An 18,719-nucleotide genomic window follows, 5' to 3' on the forward strand; every position below is an offset into this window, starting at 1 on the left:
ATGATCATCCGCTCCAAGCCGAACCTGATCGGCATCCTGTTTTCCCTCAAGGGCTCGATTGCCCGGCGCATCGCCTGGCGCTGCCTGTTGCTGACCCTGCTGGCCTCGGCGATCGTGCTGGTGGAAACCTGGCAACCGGCCTATTTCTCCAAGGTCAATGCCACGCCCTTCACCCTGCTCGGGCTGTCGCTGTCGATCTTCATGAGCTTTCGCAACAACGCCTGCTACGACCGCTGGTGGGAAGGCCGCAAGCAACTGGGGCAGATGATCGTCGAGGTACGCTCGCTGATTCGCGAAACCCAGGTCATCCGGGACTCTGCCGAGCGCGCCGGCCTGCTGCGCGAACTCTGCGGCTTCGCCCACGGCCTGGTCGCGCGCCTGCGCCATGAGGACGAAGCCGATGCCGCCCAGCCCTGGGTCGGCCAGGCCATCGAGCGCCAGCACCCGAACATTCCCGACAGCCTGTTGCAGGGCCTGGGCCGCCGCTGCTCGGCGCTGGCCGAACAGGGGCTGATCAGCGACTGGCGCTACACCCAGCTGGAAACCCGCCTGGTCAGCCTGAGCCAGGTCCAGGCCGGCTGCGAGCGGATCAAGCACACGCCGCTGCCCTACCCCTATACCCTGCTGCTGCACCGCACCATCTATCTGTTCTGCCTGCTCCTGCCGTTCGCCATGGCCGAACCGCTGGGCTGGCTGACGCCGGTGTTCACCGCCATCGTCAGCTACACCTTTCTCGGCCTGGACGAAATCGGCAACGACCTCGAAGACCCGTTCGGCTTCGACGACAACGACTTGCCGTGCAACGCCATCCTGCGCACCCTGGAGCGCGAGGTGCTGGCGGCCCTTGGCGAGCGCGAACTGCCGCCGGCCCTGGAACCGGTCGACTACGTGCTGACCTGAGGCGCTGGACGAAAGGCTCGTGGCAGAGCCGTCCCCGGCAACCATGAGCGGCCAGCGGGTTTGACTCCGCGGGAAACCTGACCGAAGCTTGCGCCTTCGTAAAGTCACCCCTGCCATGGATGCCTGCATGACCAAGCCCCGCCGCACCCTGCTGATCAGCCTGCTCGCCGTCGTGGTCCTGGGCCTGGCCTGGCAGTGGCTGCGCCCCACGCCCGTGGTGGTGCCGGACGCGATCAAGCATGGCTACGGCAAGGCCCTGGAACAGGCGCGCAACGGCCAGCCGGGGGCCGCGCGGGTGCTGTATCAACAGCTGGCGCGGCCCGACCTGTCGGACAGCCGGCGCATCCGCCTGCTCGCCGAGCTGCCCAATTACCCCAGCCCGCAGGCGCTGAAACTGCTCGACGCCGACCTGCACCATGCCTCGGCCGAAGTCCGCCAGGCGGCTATCCAGAGCGTGCTGGGCCTGGTCCCGGCGGGCCAGCGCAGCCTGCTGATCGGCCCGTTGCTGGACGACGAGGAACAACCCGTGCGCTTCGCCGCCGTCACCGCCCTGCTCGGCCTGTCGCCGGACGAACAGGGCCTGTATTTCGGCCCGTTGCAGCAAGTGATCGACGAATACACCCAGGTGCTCAAGACCCAGCCGGAGAATGTCGAGGCGCAATACCAGCTGGCGCGCCTGTATCTGCACAACGCCAACCTGGCCAAGGCCCAGCAGACCCTGGAACAGGCCCTGCGCCTGCAACCGGACAACCTGCAGGCGGTGATCCTGCAACTGGAAGTCCTCGACCGCCAGGGCCAGAGCGAGGCGGCGCGCCAGTTGCTGGCCAAGCAGCTGCAGGCGCAACAGGATTCCGCCTACCTGCAGCACGCCCTGGGCATGTGGCTGCTGCACCACGACCAGGGCGAGTTCGCCCTGCTCGGCCTGTCCCGCGCCGTCGAGCTCGAGCCGAACAACGCCGACTACCGCTACGACCTGGCCACCACCCTGCACAGCGAAGAAGAGCTGGAGGCGGCGCAGAAACAGCTCGAGGAAATCGTCCAGCGCCAACCTGCCAACCGCAAGGCGCGGGTGTTGCTGATCAGTTACTGGAAGGAAAGCGGCCAGTTGCAGAACGTGCAGATCCTCCTGGCCCAGCTGGAACAACAGAACCCCGACGACCCGGCCCTGCAGCAGGGCCTGTAACTGCGACAGGAATCGCCCCCCCCCTCCAGCCCTGTAGCCGCTGCCGAGCCCCCGGCGAGGCTGCGGTCGCCTGCGCAGCAGGCGCAAACCCAGGCGGCGCATTCCCCCTGCCCCACCGCGGAGCCAGGCCTGGCGGCAACTGCGTTGCCGATCGCAGCCTCGCTTACGCTCGACAGCGGCTACAGGAATCGCGGCGTGCCTCGGTTTGTCGCCCACCCCAAAACCCGATAATCGCGGCGCACCTCGGTTTTTCCCCCAACCCAAAACTTGTAGCCGCTGCCGAGCCCCCGGCGAGGCTGCGATCGCCTGCACAGCAGGCGCAAACCCAGGCGGCGCATTCCCCCTGACCCACCGCGGAGCCAGGCCTGGCGGCAACTGCGTTGCCGATCGCAGCCTCGCTTACGCTCGACAGCGGCTACAGGAATCGCGGCGTGCCTCGATTTGTCGCCCCCCAAAACCCGATAATCGCGGCGCACCTCGGTTTTTCCCCCAACCCAAAACCTGTAGCCGCTGCCGAGCCCCGGCGAGGCTGCGATCGCCTGCGCAGCAGGCGCAAACCCAGGCGGCTCATTCCACCTGACCCACCACGGAGTCAGGTTCGGCAGCGGTTAAGGCGCGGGTGGCGGCTGGGGTCAGGCGAGCAGTTGCTGGATCTGCTCTTGGAGGCTGTTGAGGTCGAAGGGTTTGGCCAGGATCGGTGCGCTCCGGGCAATGGGGCTGCCGGACTCGAGAATCTCGGTGGGATAGCCGCTGATGAAGATCACCTTGAGGTCCGGGCGCAGCTTGACCGCCGGCTCGGCGATCATCACCCCGGTGATCCCGCCCGGCAGCCGGTAGTCGGTGATCATCACATCCAGGTGCGGCTTGCTGGCGAGGATCTCGAACGCCTGTTCGCCGTTTTCCGCCTGCAGCACCCGGTAGCCCAGGCCCGACAGATAGTCGGCGAGCAACATCAGAATCACCGGTTCATCTTCGACGATCAGTACGACGTCTTGTGCATCTTCACTCATGAGAAGCCTTTGTTCGGTCAATAGCTGCTGATACGACCATCCGGTCGTCCAGAAGGTTGCGTGGGTGCCGGTGTTTTCCTACAACGGCAGACAAACGCGAAACAGGGCGCCTTCGCCGATCCTGCTGTGGACTTCGATGCTGCCGCCATGGGCCGTGACGATCTGCTCGGAAATGAACAACCCCAGGCCCAGCCCCGCCACCGCATGGTTGGCGGAGACGCGTTCGAACTGCTGGAAAATGCGCGCCTGGTTCTCCTCGCTGATGCCGATCCCGTGATCGCGCACCTCGACCCGCGCCTGCCCCTCGGCGCGGTAGACCCGCACCTCGATCGGGCTCTTGGCGCCATAGCGCAAGGCATTGGTCAGCAGATTGGAAATCACCTGTTCGATGCGAAACTCGTCCCACTCGCCCACGACCTCTTCTTCGGCCTCCAGGCTGAGCGATGACTCGGCGGCCTCGACCTGGGGCGCGAAATTCTCCAGCAGGCCGCGCACCAGTTGCGCCAGGTCCACCCGGCTCGGCCGGATCGACAGCTTGCCGGTACGGATCCGCGAAATGTCCAGCATGTCCTCGATCAGGCGGATCAGGCTTTTGATCTGGCGCTCGTCGCGGTCGACCATGGCGTGCATCTTGTCCAGGGTGAACGCCGCGGCGTTGTCGCGGGCCAGGTGCATCTTGCGCAGCTGGGTTTCCAGGATCAGCCCGTTCAGCGGCGTGCGCACTTCATGGGCGACGATCGACATGAAGTCGTCGCGCATGCGCACCGCCTGCTCCAGCTCGTTCTGGGTAGCCTGGAGCTTCTGCAGCAGCGCCTCCTGCTCGCGCCGGCTCTGCTCCAGGGCCTCGACCTGCTGTTTCATGGCCTTGCTATGGCGGTAGAGGTCGACGAACACATTGACCTTGCTCTTCACCGCATGGATATCCAGCGGCTTGTGCAGGAAGTCCACTGCGCCGCTTTCGTAGCCCTTGAAGGCGTAGTCGAGCTCGCGCCCGGCGGCGCTGACGAAGACGATGGGAATGTTCTTGGTCTTCTCGGTGCCGCGCATCAGCTCGGCCAGTTCGAAACCGTTCATGCCCGGCATCTGCACATCGAGGATGGCCATGGCGAATTCATGCTGGAGCAACAGCGACAACGCTTCGTCCGCCGACAGCGCCTTGTACACCTGGCGATCCTCGCGCTTGATCAGCGCCTCGAGGGCCAGCAGGTTTTCCGGCAGATCGTCGACGATCAGCAGCTTGGCTTGGATATGACTTAACATGCGATTCGTTCCAGCTCGACAAGCAGACGGCTGATGCCGTGCAAAGGGAGAATGTAATCCGGTTGGTGCAGCGCGAGGGCTGCCTCGGGCATGGTCGCCACCTGGGCCTCGGCCGGGTCTTGGACGATGCTCAGGCCGCCACGGCGCTTGACCTGCGCCAGGCCCTGGGCGCCGTCCTGGTTGGCGCCGGTCAGCAGCACCGCGGCCAGGCTCGGGCCATAGGCATCGGCGGCGGAGTCGAACAGGTAGTCGATGGCCGGGCGCGAATGATGCACCCGGTCTTCCTGGCTCAGGGACAGGCTGCGGTCCTGCTCCACCGACAGGTGATAACCCGGCGCGGCGAAATACAGGGTGCCGCGCTCGATGGTCTGCTTGTCGCCCGCCTCCTGCACCGGCAGCGTCACCCGCTGGGCGAACACCTCGGCCAGCTGGCTGCGGCGCTCGTCGGGCAGGTGCAGCACCACCAGGATCGGCAGGCCGAACCCCTCGGGCAAGGCCGTGAAGATCTTCAGCAACGCCTCGACGCCACCGGCCGACGCACCGACCACGATGGCCTCCACCCGGGGCAAGGCTGCTGTGATGAGGTCGTCGTTCATGATTTGCGGTAGATCCGTTCTTGTTTGACCAGCGGGTCGAAACGCCCGGCATAGGCTGAAAAGTCCAGGGTCTCCTTGCTGCCCAGCACCAGGAACCCACGGTGGCACAGCGACTCGTGGAACAGCCCGAAGGCCCGATCCTGCAAGCGCTTGTTGAAATAGATCAAGACGTTCCGACAGGAGATCAACTGGGTTTCAGAGAATACGCTGTCGGTCGCCAGGCTGTGGTCGGCGAAGGTCACGTTCTCGCGCAGGGTCTTGTCGAATATCGCGTAGTCGTAGGCCGCCGTGTAGTAGTCGGCGAAGGAGCGCAAGCCGCCGGCCTGCTGGTAGTTCTGGGTATAGGCGCGCACGTTCTCCAGGGAAAAGATGCCCTGCTTGGCCTTCTCCAGGGAGCTGGGGTTGATGTCGGTGGCATAGATGATGGTGCGCTCCAGCAACCCTTCCTCGCGCAGCAGGATGGCCATCGAATAGACCTCCTCGCCCGTGCTGCACCCGGCGATCCAGATCTTGATCGAGGGGTAGGTCTTGAGCAGCGGCACCACTTCCTGGCGGATCGCCAGGAAGTGCGAAGGGTCGCGGAACATCTCGCTGACCGGGATCGTCAGGAATTGCAGCAACTGCATGAAGGCGCCCGGGTCGTGCAGCACCCGTTCCTGCAACGCGGAAATGGTCTTGCACTCGAACTGGCGCAGCGCATGGTTGATCCGGCGCTTGATCGAAGCGCCGGAATAGTCGCGAAAATCGTAGCTGTACTTGAGGTAGATGGCCTCGATCAACAGGCGCAGTTCAATCTCGCTATTGCGCTCCACTAGATTCGTTCCATCTTGGGCAACCAGACCCGGATCAGGGAAAACAGCCGGTCGAGGTCGATCGGCTTGGCCAGGTAGTCGTTGGCCCCGGCTTGCAGGCAACGCTCCTGGTCGTCCTTCATGGCCTTGGCGGTCACGGCGATGATCGGCAGCTTGCGCCAGCGCGGTTCCTTGCGGATTTGCAGGGTGGCTTCGTAGCCGTCCATCTCGGGCATCATCACGTCCATCAGCACCAGGTCGATGTCCTCGGCCTCGTTGAGCCGGGCGATCGCTTCATGGCCGTTGCGCCCGATGACCACGATCGCGCCCTTCTGCTCCAGGGCGCTGGTGAGGGCGAAGATGTTGCGCACGTCGTCGTCCACCAGCAGGATCTTGCGCCCCTCGAACACCTTGTCGCGGCTGCGGGCCGCCTTGAGCATCTTCTGCCGCTCGTGGGACAGCTGCGACTCGACCTTGTGCAGGAACAGCGTCACCTCGTCCAGCAGGCGCTCGGGCGAGCGCGCGCCCTTGATGATGATCGAGCGCGAATACTTGCGCAGGTCCGCCTCTTCGTCGCGGGTCAGGTTGCGCCCGGTGTAGACGATCACCGGCGGGAACGAGCAGATGTCTTCGGTGGACATGCGCTTGAGCAGATCGTTGCCGAGCATGTCCGGCAGCTTCAGGTCGATGATCATGCAGTCGTAGAGGTTGTCGCGCAGCAGCTCCAGGGCTTGCTGGGCCAGGCCGACGGCAGTGATCTCGATGTCGTCGTCGCCGATCAGCCGGGCGATGCTGTCGCGCTGCAGGTCGTCGTCCTCCACCAGCAGCACGCGCTTGACCTTCTGGGTCAGCTTGGCTTCCAGGCGGGCGAAGACCTCCTTGAGTTCCTCGCGGGTGGTGGGCTTGACCGCGTAGCCGATGGCGCCCATGTGCATGGCGGCCTCGACCCGGTCCTCGACGGAAATCACGTGCACCGGGATATGCCGGGTCGTGGCGTGCTCTTTCAGGCGTTGCAGCACGGTCAGGCCGGAATGGTCCGGCAGGCGCATGTCCAGCAGGATCGCATCCGGCACGAACTGCTCGGCCAGGCGATAGCCCTCGTCGGCGCCATGGGCCACCAGGCACTGGTAGCCCAGCTCGTGGGCCAGGTCGTAGAGGATGTGCGCGAAGTTCGGCTCGTCCTCCACCACCAGGATGCAGCGGCTGGCGAAGGGCGCCTTGTCACGGTCGTCGGCGAACCGCGGGATCTCCGCCTCGGGCCCCGGTAGCAGCGGTACTGCCGGCCTGCTCGCGGCCACCGGCATCACACTGGCGGCGGGCGGGCGTTCGCCCTGCTGCACCGGCGCGCCCTCGACGTACTGCTCCGGCAGCACCAGGGTGAACAGGCTGCCCTGCCCCGGTTCGCTGGTCACCGAGATCGAACCGCCGAGCAACGCCGCCAGGTCGCGGGAAATCGACAGCCCCAGCCCCGTGCCGCCGTAGCGACGGCTGGTGGTGCCGTCGGCCTGGCGGAAGGCTTCGAAGATGCTTTCCTGCTGCTCAGGGGCGATACCGATGCCCGAGTCGCGCACGCTGAAGGCGATGCCGTCGCTCCCCTGGCGCGACACGCTCAGGCTGACCTGGCCCTTCTCGGTGAACTTCACCGCGTTGGACAGCAGGTTCTTGAGAATCTGCTCGACCCGCTGGCGGTCGGTGTACAGCATCTGCGGCGCGCCGGGTTGCAGATCGACCTGGAACGCCAGGCCCTTATCCATCGTCAGCGGCTGGAACAGCCCACGCAGGCCTTCCACCAGCCGCGCGACGCTGGTGTTCTCCGGCCGTACCTCGAGCTTGCCGGCTTCCACCTTGGAAATGTCGAGAATGTCGTTGATCAGGTTGAGCAAGTCGTTGCCGGCGGAATAGATCGACTCGGCGAACTGCACCTGTTCGGCGCTGAGGTTTTCCTGGGCGTTCTCCGCCAGCAGCTTGGCCAGGATCAGCGAGCTGTTGAGCGGCGTGCGCAGCTCGTGGGACATATTGGCGAGGAATTCCGACTTGTACCGGCTCGACCGCTGCAACTCCTCGGCGCGCTCCTGCAGCTGCTCCTGCGCGTGGCTCAACTCGCCGTTCTTGCGGTCCAGGGCGTCACGCTGCTGCGCCAGCGCCTGGGCCTGTTCGGCCAGTTGCTCGTTGGTCTGCTCCAGCTCCACCTGCTGGGTTTCCAGGTGGGCCTGGGATTCCTTGAGCACCCGCGACTGCTCCTCCAGTTCTTCGTTGGCGGTCTTCAGTTCTTCCTGCTGCACCTGCAGCTCTTCGTTGAGCTGCTGGGTCTCGGCCAGCACTTCCTGCAGGCGCTGGCGATAGCGCGCCGCCTCGATGGCGATGCCGATACTGCTGGCGATCAGCTCCAGCAGTTCGATATCGCGCTCGTCGAGAGCCCGCAGGAACCCCAGTTCGATCACCCCGTTGACCCGCTCGTCGTCGCTGGTCGGCACCACCAGCACACTGCGCGGCGTGCCTTCGCCCAGGCCGGAGCTGACCTTGAAGTAGTCGCTCGGGACTTCGTCGAGGCGGATCAGCCGCTCCTGCTGGGCGGCCTGGCCGACGATGCCTTCACCGATGAAAATCGACTGCCCGCGCTCTTCCTGCTCGCGGGAAAAACCATAGGCGGCGACGCGCTTCAGGCCGCCGTGCTCCTCGCGCACGTACATCGCCGCCACGGCGCTGCCCAGGTAATGCGCGCAGAACTGCAGGATGTTGCGGCCCAGCAGGTTCAGCGTCAGTTGCCCCAGCAGTTGCTCGGCCAGTTGGGTCTGGCCGCCACGCAACCAGGCCTGGTGCTCCAGGCTGCGGGCGCCTTGCAGTTGCCTGGCGAGGTTGTCGCTGTAGCTTTTCGACAGGCTGAGCAGGTCGCGGCGGCCGATATAGGCCAGCAACCCGCTGATCGCCACCACGAACAACAGGTACAGGACCACGCTGAGAACGGTGGTGCGCGAGACATTGTCATTGCGATCGACGCGCAGCTGCTGCTCCATCGCCATCGCTTCGTCGTACTCCTTGCGGATCTCGTCGGTCAGGCGCTTGCCCCGGCCGGACTGCACCGCAGCGCGATAATCGCCCCCCTGGCGGCGCAGCTCGATCATGCTCTTGGCATAGAGGCTCCACTCGTCCTGCAAGGCTTCCAGGCGCTTGAAGCGATCGACCTGCTGTGGGTTGTCCGCCACCAGCTCGCGCAACCCGAGCAACTGGCTGAAAATCTGCGGCTTCGCCACTTCGTAGGGGTCGAGGAAATGCTCGTCGCCGGTGATCAGGAACCCGCGCATGCCGGTTTCCAGGTCGACCGTGAGCTTCGAGGCCTGGTTGATGCCGGTGATCACCCGATCGCTGTGCTGGACCCACTGGATCACCGACAACAGGTAGCTGATCAGGCCCACGAAGACCACCGCGCTGAGCACGCCTACCCCCAGGGGAAGCGTGATGTTGCGGCTCAGGAGCTTGCGAAAACTCTGTGCGTCAACCGAAGACGGGAGCGTCATTGAAAGACCTTGGTGAGGTGTCGAAAAAATCAAGTTTGCCCCAAAAACGGGCAACGTATCCATTCTTGCGCGCCTGCCGGCGGCAACTTTCCATTCGGGACTGCCCACCCTCGATCAGACAGGCTATTCTGGCACAGCTTGTACAGAATTGTTTTTTTGTACAGCTTCGGGAACTTGTCATCCTCCGTCATTTACTGATGCAAGAGGCCGTTGTCCATCACTGCCGTCCCCCTTTCCACTATTCGAGAGCCTGCTTATGCCCAACACCGATTCCACCATCCTGGTCGTCGAAGACGACGCCATCGTCCGCATGCTGATTGTCGATGTGCTCGAGGAGCTGGAGTTCAAGGTACTGGAAGCCTCAGGCAGCGAGGAAGCGCTGGCCCGGCTGCAAGACAGCGCGCTGCGGATCGACCTGCTGATGACCGACGTCGGCCTGCCCGGCATGGACGGCAAGGAACTGGCGGCCCGGGCCCGCGCTCTGCGCCCGCAACTGCCGGTGCTGTTCGCCAGCGGCTACGCGGAAAACATCGAGGTGCCCGCCGGCATGGCGGTGATCGGCAAGCCGTTCTCCATCGATCAGTTGCGCGACAAGGTCCGCTCGATTATCGACTGAGCCCCGCGGGTGCCGATGCCACGGGCGTCAGGGCGGCCGGGCTGTGGTTTAATGGCGCCCCCGCCGCCCCCTCGCTTTCCAGGAATACCCGCCCATGAGTCCGACCGCCGCCACCAAAGTCCTGGTCATTGGCTACGTCTGGCCCGAACCCCGCTCCTCGGCGGCCAGCGGGCACCTGATGCAGATCCTCGAGGTCATGCTCGAGCAAGGCTGGGACATCACCTTCGCCAGCCCGGCCAACCCCGGCGAGCACAAGGAAGACCTTGGCGCCCTGGGCATCCGCGAATGCCCGATCGAGCTGAACAACAGCAGCTTCGACCGCTTCATCGCCGCACTGGCGCCGGATATCGTGCTGTTCGACCAGTTCATGATGGAGGAACAGTTCGGCTGGCGCGTCGAGCAGCAATGCCCCCAGGCCCTGCGCGTGCTGGAGACGTCCGACCTGCAGAGCCTGCGCCACGCGCGCCACCAGCGCTTGAAGGACCGCCTGAAAGCCAGCGACGACGCCGACGATTTCCGCGAGTTGTTCGCCCCCGCCGCGGCCGAGGAGTTCGCCGGCATGGCCGACACCGACCTGGCCCGGCGCGAGATCGCGGCGCTGTACCGCTGCGACCTGAACCTGATGATTTCCGAATTCGAGATCGAGCTGCTGACCCGTCAGTTCGGCCTGCCGCCGGCCCTGTTGCACTGGTGCCCGCTGATGCCCCGGCACATGCCGCAACACTACGTCCCCTTCGCCGAGCGCGCGCACTTTTTGAGCATCGGCAACTTCCGCCACGCGCCGAACTGGGACGCCGTGCTCTGGATGAAAAATGCCGTCTGGCCGCTGATCCGCCAGCAACTGCCGGGCGTGCAGCTGCACATCTATGGCGCCTACACCCCGCCCAAGGCCGCAGCGCTGCACAATCCGGCCCAGGGTTTCCATGTGATGAACTGGGCCGAGGATGCCTTGCAGGTCATGTCCGCCGCGCGGATCTGCCTGGCCCCGCTGCGTTTCGGCGCGGGCATCAAGGGCAAGCTGCTCGACGCCATGCTCTGCGGCACGCCGAGCGTCACCACGCCGGTCGGCGCCGAAGCCATGCACGCCGACGAACCCTGGCCCGGGGCGATTGCCGGCTCGGCCAGCGCCCTCGCCGCGGCGGCGGTGCGCCTGTACCAGGACCCGGCGGCCTGGAACGCCGCCCAGGAACACGGCCGCCAGCTGTTGGCCGCGCGCTACCGGCAACAGGTCCACGGCCCGGCGCTGATCGAACGCCTGCAACACTGCCGGGCCAACCTGGCGCAACTGCGCCGCGACAACTTCACCGGCGGCATGCTGCGCCACCATCACCACAAGAGCACCCAGTACATGGCGCAGTGGATCGAAGCAAAAAACCGCCTGGCCTGAAACCACACCTGCAACACGGCCTTGACCCCGACCCGTAGCCGCTGCCGAGCCCCGGCGAGGCTGCGATCGGCAACGCAGTTGCCGCCAAGCCTGTCCCCGCGGTGGATCAGGCGGAATGCGCCGCCTGGAGTTGCGCCTGCTACGCAGGCGATCGCAGCCTCGCCGGGGCTCGGCAGCGGCTACATCTGTGTGGAGCAAAAAACCAGGCACGCCGCGAATCCCGTAGCCGCTGCCGAGCGTGAGCGAGGCTGCGATCGGCAACGCAGTTGCCGCCAGGCCCGGCTCCGCGGTGGGTCAGGCGGAATGCGTCGCCTGGATTTGCGCCTGCTACGCAGGCGATCGCAGCCTCGCTGAGGCTCGGCAGCGGCTACAGGTTCTGTGTGGCACAAAAAAACCAGGCACGCCGCGAATCCCGTAGCCGCTGCCGAGCGTGAGCGAGGCTGCGATCGGCAACGCAGTTGCCGCCAGGCCTGTCCCCGCGGTGGGTCAGGCGGAATGCGTCGCCTGGATTTGCGCCTGCTACGCAGGCGATCGCAGCCTCGCCGGGGCTCGGCAGCGGCTACAGGTTCTGTGTTAGGCAAAAAAACCAGGCGCGCCGCGAAGGCTGGCACTGGACCTCCGATGGAGGCATGATCTGGCGCTACAACGATAACAAGCGCAGCGCCATGAGCCGATCAGCGAGAGTCACCGATCCCTCCTACGAATTGATGGACGACCACAACGGCCTGTCGATCATCTATCGCCAGCACGGTTTCCCCTGCCCCCTGGTGCGCTGGCACTTCCACAAGGAATACGAGCTGCACCTGATCGTCGCCAGCTCCGGCAAGGTGTTCATCGGCGACTACATCGGCAACTTCCACCCCGAATCGCTGTTCCTCACCGGCCCCAACCTGCCCCACAACTGGATCAGCCAGGTGGCCGAGGACGAAGTGGTGGCCAAGCGCGACATGCTGGTGAACTTCACCGACGAACTGTTCGAAAGCGGCTACCAGGTGTTCGCCGAGCTCAAGAGCCTGACCCCGCTGCTGGAGCGTGCCCGGCACGGTATCGAGTTCCGCTGCAAGCGCACCATCGCCCTGGCCATGGACCTGATGCAGCGGATCGCCGACTCCAGCGGCGTCACCCGGCTCGGGCATTTTTTCATCCTCCTGGAGCAGCTGGCCGCCTGCGACGACTACCAGTTGCTGTCCGGCGCCAACAGCGTGCAACTGGCGGACGAACACAACGTCGACCGTACCAACCGCGCGGTGGACTACATTTTCGCCCACTACGCCCGCGAGCTGCCGCTGGAGGAAGTCGCCGGCTACTTGGGCATGAAACCCAGCTATTTCTCCCGGGTGTTCAAGCAGGCCACCGGCCGCTGCTTCGTCGAGTTCGTCAACCGCCTGCGCATCAGCAAGTCCTGCGAACTGCTGGCCGACGGCGACAAGCCGGTGACCGAGGTGTGCTTCGAATCCGGCTTCAACAACATCTCCAACTTCAACCGCCGCTTCCAGCAACTCAAGGGCATGACCCCCTCCCACTACCGTCGCCTGGTAGTACAGCGCCTGACCGAGCAGAACCTGGCCTGATCTGGCGCCCCGGTAAAACCCGGTAACCCCAGTCCCGATCTCCTGCGCGAAACACACTTCGTTCAGCCTGCGTTCAGCAAATGACAACCATATTCATTTGCGAATACGTATCAACATGTTACAACTTAGCTCCCTATCTATCTCCCCGCCGGTGCCGAATGCTCGTCCCGTTCCTGATCATGCTGCGCGAAGGCATCGAAGCCGCGCTCATCGTTGGCATCATCGCCAGTTACCTGCAACAGACCGGCCGCGGCCAGTGGATGCCGGCTGTGTGGATCGGCGTGTTTCTCGCCGCGGCGCTGGCCCTGCTGGTGGGTGGCGGCCTGGAACTGATGAGCGCGGAGTTTCCGCAAAAGCAGCAGGAACTCTTCGAGGGCCTCGTCGGCCTCGCGGCGGTGGCCATCCTCAGTTCCATGGTGTTCTGGATGCGCAAGGTGGCACGGTCGATCAAGCATTCCCTGCAAGCCTCCCTGGACCAGGCGCTGGCCGGCTCGCGACACCAGGTCATCGCGCTGATCGCCATGGTGTTCTTCGCCGTCGCCCGCGAAGGCCTGGAGACGGTGTTCTTCCTGCTGGCCGTGTTCCAGCAGAGCGAAGGCCCGGCCGCGCCCGTCGGCGCCCTGCTCGGCCTGGTGTTGGCGATCATCGTCGGCTGGCTGATCTACACCGGCAGCATGCGCCTGAACCTCGCGGCCTTTTTCCGCTGGACCGGCCTGTTCATCCTGGTGGTGGCCGCCGGCATCCTCGCCAACTCGGTGCAGGCGCTGCATGAAGCCGGGCTCTGGAACCACGGGCAGACAGTGCTGTTCGACTTCAGCGCCCGCCTGCCGATGGATGGCCCGCTGGGCTCGGTGCTGGCCGGCATGTTCGGTTACCAGGACGCCCCGACCGTCAGCACCCTGGGCGCCTACCTGGCCTACCTGCTGATCGCCCTGGTGCTGTTCTTCAAGCCCGGCGCCACGCCTGGCGGCACCCGCTCGCCCTCTTCCGTTTCCAGCCAGTAAGGGCTCTTTCATGACCCAGCAAGCTTCCCCACCGAACTCGCCACCCAGGGCCCTGCGCTGGGCGGTCGCGGGCTCGGCGCTGGTGATGGTCGCCGCCGGCGGCCTGTTCTATTACGCCTCGCAGCTGGCCGCCAGCAAACGCCAGGCACACATGGACGAAATCACCGTGACCATCCACCCGCACAGCTGCGAGCCCAACGCCCTGAGCGTACCGGCCGGGCCGGCGAGCTTTCGCATCGTCAACCGCTCGGACCGGGCCGTGGAGTGGGAAATCCTCGACGGCGTGCTGGTGGTCGAGGAACGGGAAAACATCGCCCCGGGCCTCAGCCAGCTGATCAACGCCAAGTTGCAGCCCGGCGACTACGCCATCACCTGCGGCCTGCTGAGCAACCCGCGCGGCACCCTGCGCGTGACCCCGACCGCCGAATCCGACGCCCAGGCCAAGGCCCGGCCGTCGATGGTGGCCTTTGTCGGCCCGCTGTCGGAGTTCCGGGTGTACCTGAGCGCGCAGGGCAGCGCCCTGATCCAGGCCGTGACCGCCCTGGAGCAAGCCATCCAGGCCGGCGACCTGGCCCAGGCCCAGGCCCTGTACCTGCCGGCCCGCGCGGCCTACCAGCGCCTCGCCCCCGTGGCCCAGCGCCTGGGCGAACTGGACAATCGCATCAACGCCCGCGCCGACTACTTCGAGAAGCGCGAGCAGGATCCAGCCTTCGTCGGCTTCCACCGCCTCGAATACGCGCTGTTCCAGCAACGCGACCTGACCGGCCTGGCGCCGATCGCCGAGCGCCTGCTCAGCGATGTCGACAGCCTCAAGCAGCAACTGCTGGCCCAGTCGCTGGCGCCGGAACAACTGGTCAGCCTGGTCGCGCGCAACCAGCGCAGCATCACCGAATTGCGCGCCGGCAGCGGCGAGGAAGAACGCTACAGCCACAGCGACCTCAACGGCTTCGCCGCCAACCTGGAGACCGCGCGCAAGCTGGTCGACCTGCTGCGGCCCCTGCTGGCCAAGCCCGCCGCGCCGCTGTTGGAGCAGATCGACGGCGCCCTGGGCGCCCTCGACCGCCAGTACGGCGCGTTGCGCGGCGCCGATGGTTATGCCTCCTACGACAGAGTCGGCGCCGAGCAGCGCAAGCGCATCGCCGACCAGGCCAAGGTTCTGGCCGATGCACTCGATGGAATCGATCCCGCCCTCGGCCTTTCCGGCCTGTAAGCAGAAGATGAGCGTCCGATGAACGATTCAGATCCGTCCAATCCCTCCGATCCGGTTTTCTCTGCCCAACGCCGCCGCGTCTTGCTCGGCATGGGCGCCGCCAGCGTCGCCCTGGCCGGCAGTGGCTTGAGCGGCCCGGCGCTGGCCGCCGCAGCCCGGACCGGGGCATCGCCCCAGGTCGCCGCCGCGCCGAGCAGCGACCGCACCCGCGAGCGCCAGGACTTCCACGGCCAGCACCAAAGCGGCATCGTCACCCCGCGCCCAGCCGCCGGCATGCTGGTGGCGTTCGACGTGCTGGCCAGCGACCGCGAGGACCTGGAGCGCCTGCTGCGCACCCTCGACCAGCGCATCCGCTTCCTGATGACCGGCGGCCCGGTGCAGCAGGTCGACCCGAAGCTGCCGCCGCTGGATTCCGGCATCCTCGGCCCAGTGGTGACCCCGGACAACCTGACCATCACCGTCTCGGTGGGCGCCTCGCTGTTCGACGAACGCTTCGGCCTGGCCGCCGTCCGGCCCAAGCGCCTGACGCGCATGGTCGGCTTTCCCAACGACGCACTGGAACCCGACGGCTGCCACGGCGACCTGAGCCTGCAGTTCTGTGCCAACAGCGCCGACACCACGATCCACGCCCTGCGCGACATCGTGAAAAACCTCCCGGACCTGCTGCTGGTGCGCTGGAAACAGGAAGGCAGCGTGCCGCCCCAGGCGCCGGCGCGACCTGGCGAGCCGACGCCCAGCGCGCGCAATTTCCTGGGCTTTCGCGACGGCTCGGCCAACCCGGACTCCAACGACCGCGCGGCCATGGAGCAGATCGTCTGGGTCCGGCCCGGCAGCGACGAACCGGCCTGGGCCGTGCATGGCAGCTACCAGGCGGTGCGCATCATCCGCAACTTCGTCGAACGCTGGGACCGCACACCGCTGCAGGAACAGGAAAGCATCATCGGCCGGGTCAAGGCCTCGGGCGCGCCCATGGGCGGCCAGCATGAGCAGCAAGTGCCGGACTACCGCAACGACCCCCACGGCCAGCTGACCAAGCTCGACGCCCATATCCGCCTGGCCAACCCGCGCACCGCCGCAACCGGGCGCAACCTGATCCTGCGCCGGCCGTTCAACTATTCCAACGGGGTGAACAAGAACGGCCAGCTGGACATGGGCCTGCTGTTCATCTGCTACCAGGCCGACCTCGAACAAGGCTTCATCGCCGTGCAGACCCGGCTCAACGGCGAACCCCTGGAGGAATACCTCAAGCCGGTCGGCGGCGGCTATTTCTTTACCCTGCCCGGCGTCATCGACGAGCAGGATTTCATCGGCCGCGGACTGCTCGAGGCCAGCCAAGCGAAAACCAGTGCCTGACCCCCACCCTCACCCCACGGAAACGCCCATGAAAAACTCGCCTCTCGCTGTGTTGCTGACCCTCGGCCTGCTCCAGGCACCGCTTGCGGCCTTCGCCGCCCCCTCGCCGCTGGAACTGGTGGGGCCGATTGCCGACTACAAGATCTACGTCACCGAACAGCTCGACGAACTGGCCAGCCATACCCAGGCCTTCACCGCCGCGGTGAAACGGGGCGACCTGGACGGCGCCCGCAAGCTCTACGCGCCGACCCGGGTGTACTACGAGTCGATCGAACCGATCGCCGAACTGTTCAGCGACCTGGACGCCGCCATCGACTCGCGGGTCGACGACCATGAGCAAGGGGTCAAGGCCGAGGACTTCACCGGCTTCCACCGTATCGAATACGGGTTGTTCGCCGAACACAGCACCCAGGGCCTGGAGGCGCTGGCCGACCGCCTGGACAAGGACGTCAAGGACCTGCAGGCGCGCGTCGCCGGCCTGACCTTCCCGCCGGAAAAAGTCGTCGGCGGCGCCGCCGCGCTGCTCGAAGAAGTGGCGGCGACCAAGGTCTCGGGCGAGGAAGACCGCTACAGCCACACCGACCTCTACGACTTCCAGGGCAACATCGACGGGGCGAAGAAAATCGTCGACCTGTTCCGTCCGCAGATCGAGCGACAGGACGCGGCCTTCGTCGCCAAGGTCGACAAGAACTTCGCCACGGTGAACAGGATCCTGGCCAGGTACAAGACCGCCGACGGCGGATTCGAGACCTACGACAAGGTCAAGGACAACGACCGCAAGGCGCTGGTGGGCCCGGTCAACACCCTGGCCGAGGACCTCTCGACCCTGCGCGGCAAGCTGGGCCTGAACTGAGCCTCCGACCGTTCCGTAGGAGCGAAGCTTGCTCGCGATAAGTTCGCGAGGACAACGCGGTGAAATTTGCATACCGCCGCTGCGCGGCTATCGCGAGCAAGCTTCGCTCCTACAGACACGCGTGCCCATGACTCATCCCATCACCCAGGCTGCTGATCTGCCCTCGCCTGCGCCGATAACCCTGGGCGTCGGCGCGTTTTAGTTATAACGTGCGGCCCCACTGTCGATTTTCATGGAAGACCCCGCATGTCCACTGTCCCGGCCCGGCCGTCGAACGCCCCCCCTTTCACCCTGCTGCCGCTGATGATCGCCAACATGGCCTGCACCATGTCGATGATGGCCTTCGTCTCGCTGATCGGGCCGATCGTGCGCGTGCTCGGCCTGGCCACCTGGCAGGCCGGAGCGGCGGTGACCGTGGCCGGGGTGATCTGGATGCTCCTGGCGCGCCCCTGGGGCCAGGCCAGCGACCGTTTCGGCCGGCGCCGCGTGCTGCTGCTCGGCACGGCCGGCTTCACCCTCGCCTACTGGGCCCTGTGCCTGTTCATCGATGTCTCGCTGCACCTGTTGCCGAGCCTGTCCGTGGCCTTTATCGGCCTGATGCTCGGGCGTGGCCTGATCGGCGTGTTCTACGCGGCCATTCCGGTGGGCGGCTTCGCCCTGATCGCCGATAACGTCGAGCCCCAGCACCGGGCCCGGGCCATGGCGACCCTGGGCGCGGCCAACGCCGTCGGCCTGGTGCTGGGCCCGGCCGTGGCCGCGCTGCTCGCCCGGGTCAGCCTGAGCCTGCCGCTGTACGCCATGGCCATGCTGCCGCTGCTGGCGTTCCTGGTGCTGCTGCGCAAACTGCCGCGCCAGGAACTGCACCTCAAGCAGGCGCCGCGCTCGGTACGCCTGGGCGACCCACGGCTGCGCCGGCCGATGGCGGTGGCCTTCGTCGCCATGCTTTGCGTGTCCATCGCGCAGATCACCGTGAGCTTCTATGCCCTCGACCGCCTCGGGCTGGACCCGGCGGACGCCGCACAGACCGCCGGCATCGCCCTGGCCGCCGTCGGCGTGGCCTTGATCTGTTCGCAACTGGTGGTGCGCAAGCTGGAATGGCCACCGCTGCGGATGATCCGCGCTGGCGCGCTGCTATCGGCCAGCGGTTATGCCGGCTGCATGCTGGTCGACAGCGCCTGGGGGCTGTGGCTGGCGTTTTTTGTCTCGGCGGCAGGCATGGGCGCAGTCTTCCCGTCCTTCTCGGCCCTGGCGGCGAATGCCGTGGAAGCCGCTGAACAAGGCGCCACGGCCGGCTCCATCGGCGCGGCCCAGGGATTCGGCGTGGTCATCGGCCCCCTGGCCGGCTCGCTGGTGTATGCCATCGAACCGCGCCTGCCGTACCTGCTGGCCGCGGTGTTGCTGCTATTGGTGGCGGGCTGGCCAACGGCGAAACGCACCGGCAACTGACTCACCAAGGCCCTGCCAAGAGCG

The 18,719-nt window shown here is 66.0% G+C and carries 15 protein-coding genes; 10 read left to right on the top strand and 5 right to left on the bottom strand.

Annotated features, from left to right (window positions below; all coding sequences use genetic code 11):
• Together TO66_RS17125 and TO66_RS17130 are read left to right on the top strand one after the other, a co-directional pair.
• Positions 1 to 900, top strand: a complete 900-nt coding sequence (locus TO66_RS17125) for a bestrophin family protein (protein ID WP_044463406.1) — start codon at positions 1 to 3, stop codon at positions 898 to 900.
• 127 nt (positions 901 to 1,027) lie between these two features.
• Positions 1,028 to 2,083 carry a tetratricopeptide repeat protein gene (locus tag TO66_RS17130; protein WP_044463407.1) on the top strand — a complete coding sequence of 352 codons (1,056 nt, stop codon included), beginning with the start codon at positions 1,028 to 1,030 and terminating at the stop codon, positions 2,081 to 2,083.
• A 632-nt stretch (positions 2,084 to 2,715) separates the two neighbouring features.
• Here the strand turns inward: TO66_RS17130 and TO66_RS17135 are convergent.
• From TO66_RS17135 to TO66_RS17155, 5 genes are all read right to left on the bottom strand, one after another.
• Positions 2,716 to 3,093 carry a response regulator gene (locus TO66_RS17135; protein ID WP_044463408.1) on the bottom strand — a complete coding sequence of 126 codons (378 nt, stop codon included), beginning with the start codon at positions 3,091 to 3,093 and terminating at the stop codon, positions 2,716 to 2,718.
• Positions 3,094 to 3,171: 78 nt separating this feature from the next.
• Positions 3,172 to 4,353 (bottom strand): hybrid sensor histidine kinase/response regulator, encoded by a 1,182-nt coding sequence (locus tag TO66_RS17140; protein WP_044463409.1) that lies wholly within the window; start codon positions 4,351 to 4,353, stop codon positions 3,172 to 3,174.
• Complete coding sequence (locus tag TO66_RS17145) at positions 4,347 to 4,949, bottom strand: chemotaxis protein CheB (RefSeq protein WP_044463410.1); 603 nt, start codon at positions 4,947 to 4,949, stop codon at positions 4,347 to 4,349. The genes TO66_RS17140 and TO66_RS17145 overlap by 7 nt, the downstream gene beginning before the upstream one ends.
• Positions 4,946 to 5,761, bottom strand: a complete 816-nt coding sequence (locus TO66_RS17150) for a protein-glutamate O-methyltransferase CheR (RefSeq protein ID WP_044463411.1) — start codon at positions 5,759 to 5,761, stop codon at positions 4,946 to 4,948. Before TO66_RS17150 ends, TO66_RS17145 begins: the two co-directional genes overlap by 4 nt.
• Positions 5,761 to 9,255, bottom strand: coding sequence for a response regulator (locus tag TO66_RS17155; RefSeq protein ID WP_044463412.1), 3,495 nt, complete (start codon positions 9,253 to 9,255; stop codon positions 5,761 to 5,763). Before TO66_RS17155 ends, TO66_RS17150 begins: the two co-directional genes overlap by 1 nt.
• A 256-nt stretch (positions 9,256 to 9,511) precedes the next feature.
• On the opposite strand from TO66_RS17155, the gene TO66_RS17160 reads away from it, so the two are divergent.
• The 8 genes from TO66_RS17160 to TO66_RS17195 all read left to right on the top strand — a co-directional run bounded on the left by TO66_RS17160 (position 9,512) and on the right by TO66_RS17195 (position 18,695).
• Complete coding sequence (locus tag TO66_RS17160; RefSeq protein WP_044463413.1) at positions 9,512 to 9,871, top strand: response regulator; 360 nt, start codon at positions 9,512 to 9,514, stop codon at positions 9,869 to 9,871.
• Positions 9,872 to 9,965: 94 nt separating this feature from the next.
• On the top strand, positions 9,966 to 11,258 hold the full coding sequence (locus tag TO66_RS17165; protein WP_044463414.1) for a glycosyltransferase: 1,293 nt from the start codon (positions 9,966 to 9,968) through the stop codon (positions 11,256 to 11,258).
• 665 nt (positions 11,259 to 11,923) lie between these two features.
• A complete protein-coding gene (locus TO66_RS17170) occupies positions 11,924 to 12,829 on the top strand; it encodes an AraC family transcriptional regulator (RefSeq protein WP_044466073.1) in 906 nt (301 codons plus the stop codon).
• Between the two features lie 158 nt (positions 12,830 to 12,987).
• A complete protein-coding gene (gene efeU, locus TO66_RS17175; RefSeq protein WP_044463415.1) occupies positions 12,988 to 13,833 on the top strand; it encodes an iron uptake transporter permease EfeU in 846 nt (281 codons plus the stop codon).
• 10 nt (positions 13,834 to 13,843) lie between these two features.
• A complete protein-coding gene (gene efeO, locus TO66_RS17180) occupies positions 13,844 to 15,043 on the top strand; it encodes an iron uptake system protein EfeO (protein ID WP_044463416.1) in 1,200 nt (399 codons plus the stop codon).
• Between the two features lie 18 nt (positions 15,044 to 15,061).
• The gene (gene efeB / locus TO66_RS17185) at positions 15,062 to 16,396 is read left to right on the top strand and encodes an iron uptake transporter deferrochelatase/peroxidase subunit (RefSeq protein ID WP_044463417.1); all 1,335 of its coding nucleotides are present in this window, start codon (positions 15,062 to 15,064) and stop codon (positions 16,394 to 16,396) included.
• Positions 16,397 to 16,424: 28 nt separating this feature from the next.
• Positions 16,425 to 17,249 carry an iron uptake system protein EfeO gene (gene efeO, locus TO66_RS17190; protein WP_044463418.1) on the top strand — a complete coding sequence of 275 codons (825 nt, stop codon included), beginning with the start codon at positions 16,425 to 16,427 and terminating at the stop codon, positions 17,247 to 17,249.
• 246 nt (positions 17,250 to 17,495) lie between these two features.
• Positions 17,496 to 18,695: an MFS transporter gene (locus TO66_RS17195; protein ID WP_044463419.1), complete on the top strand. Its 1,200-nt coding sequence runs from the start codon at positions 17,496 to 17,498 to the stop codon at positions 18,693 to 18,695.
• Positions 18,696 to 18,719: the final 24 nt, after the last annotated feature.

This window comes from Pseudomonas sp. MRSN 12121, from assembly GCF_000931465.1.
Taxonomy (GTDB): Bacteria; Pseudomonadota; Gammaproteobacteria; order Pseudomonadales; family Pseudomonadaceae; genus Aquipseudomonas.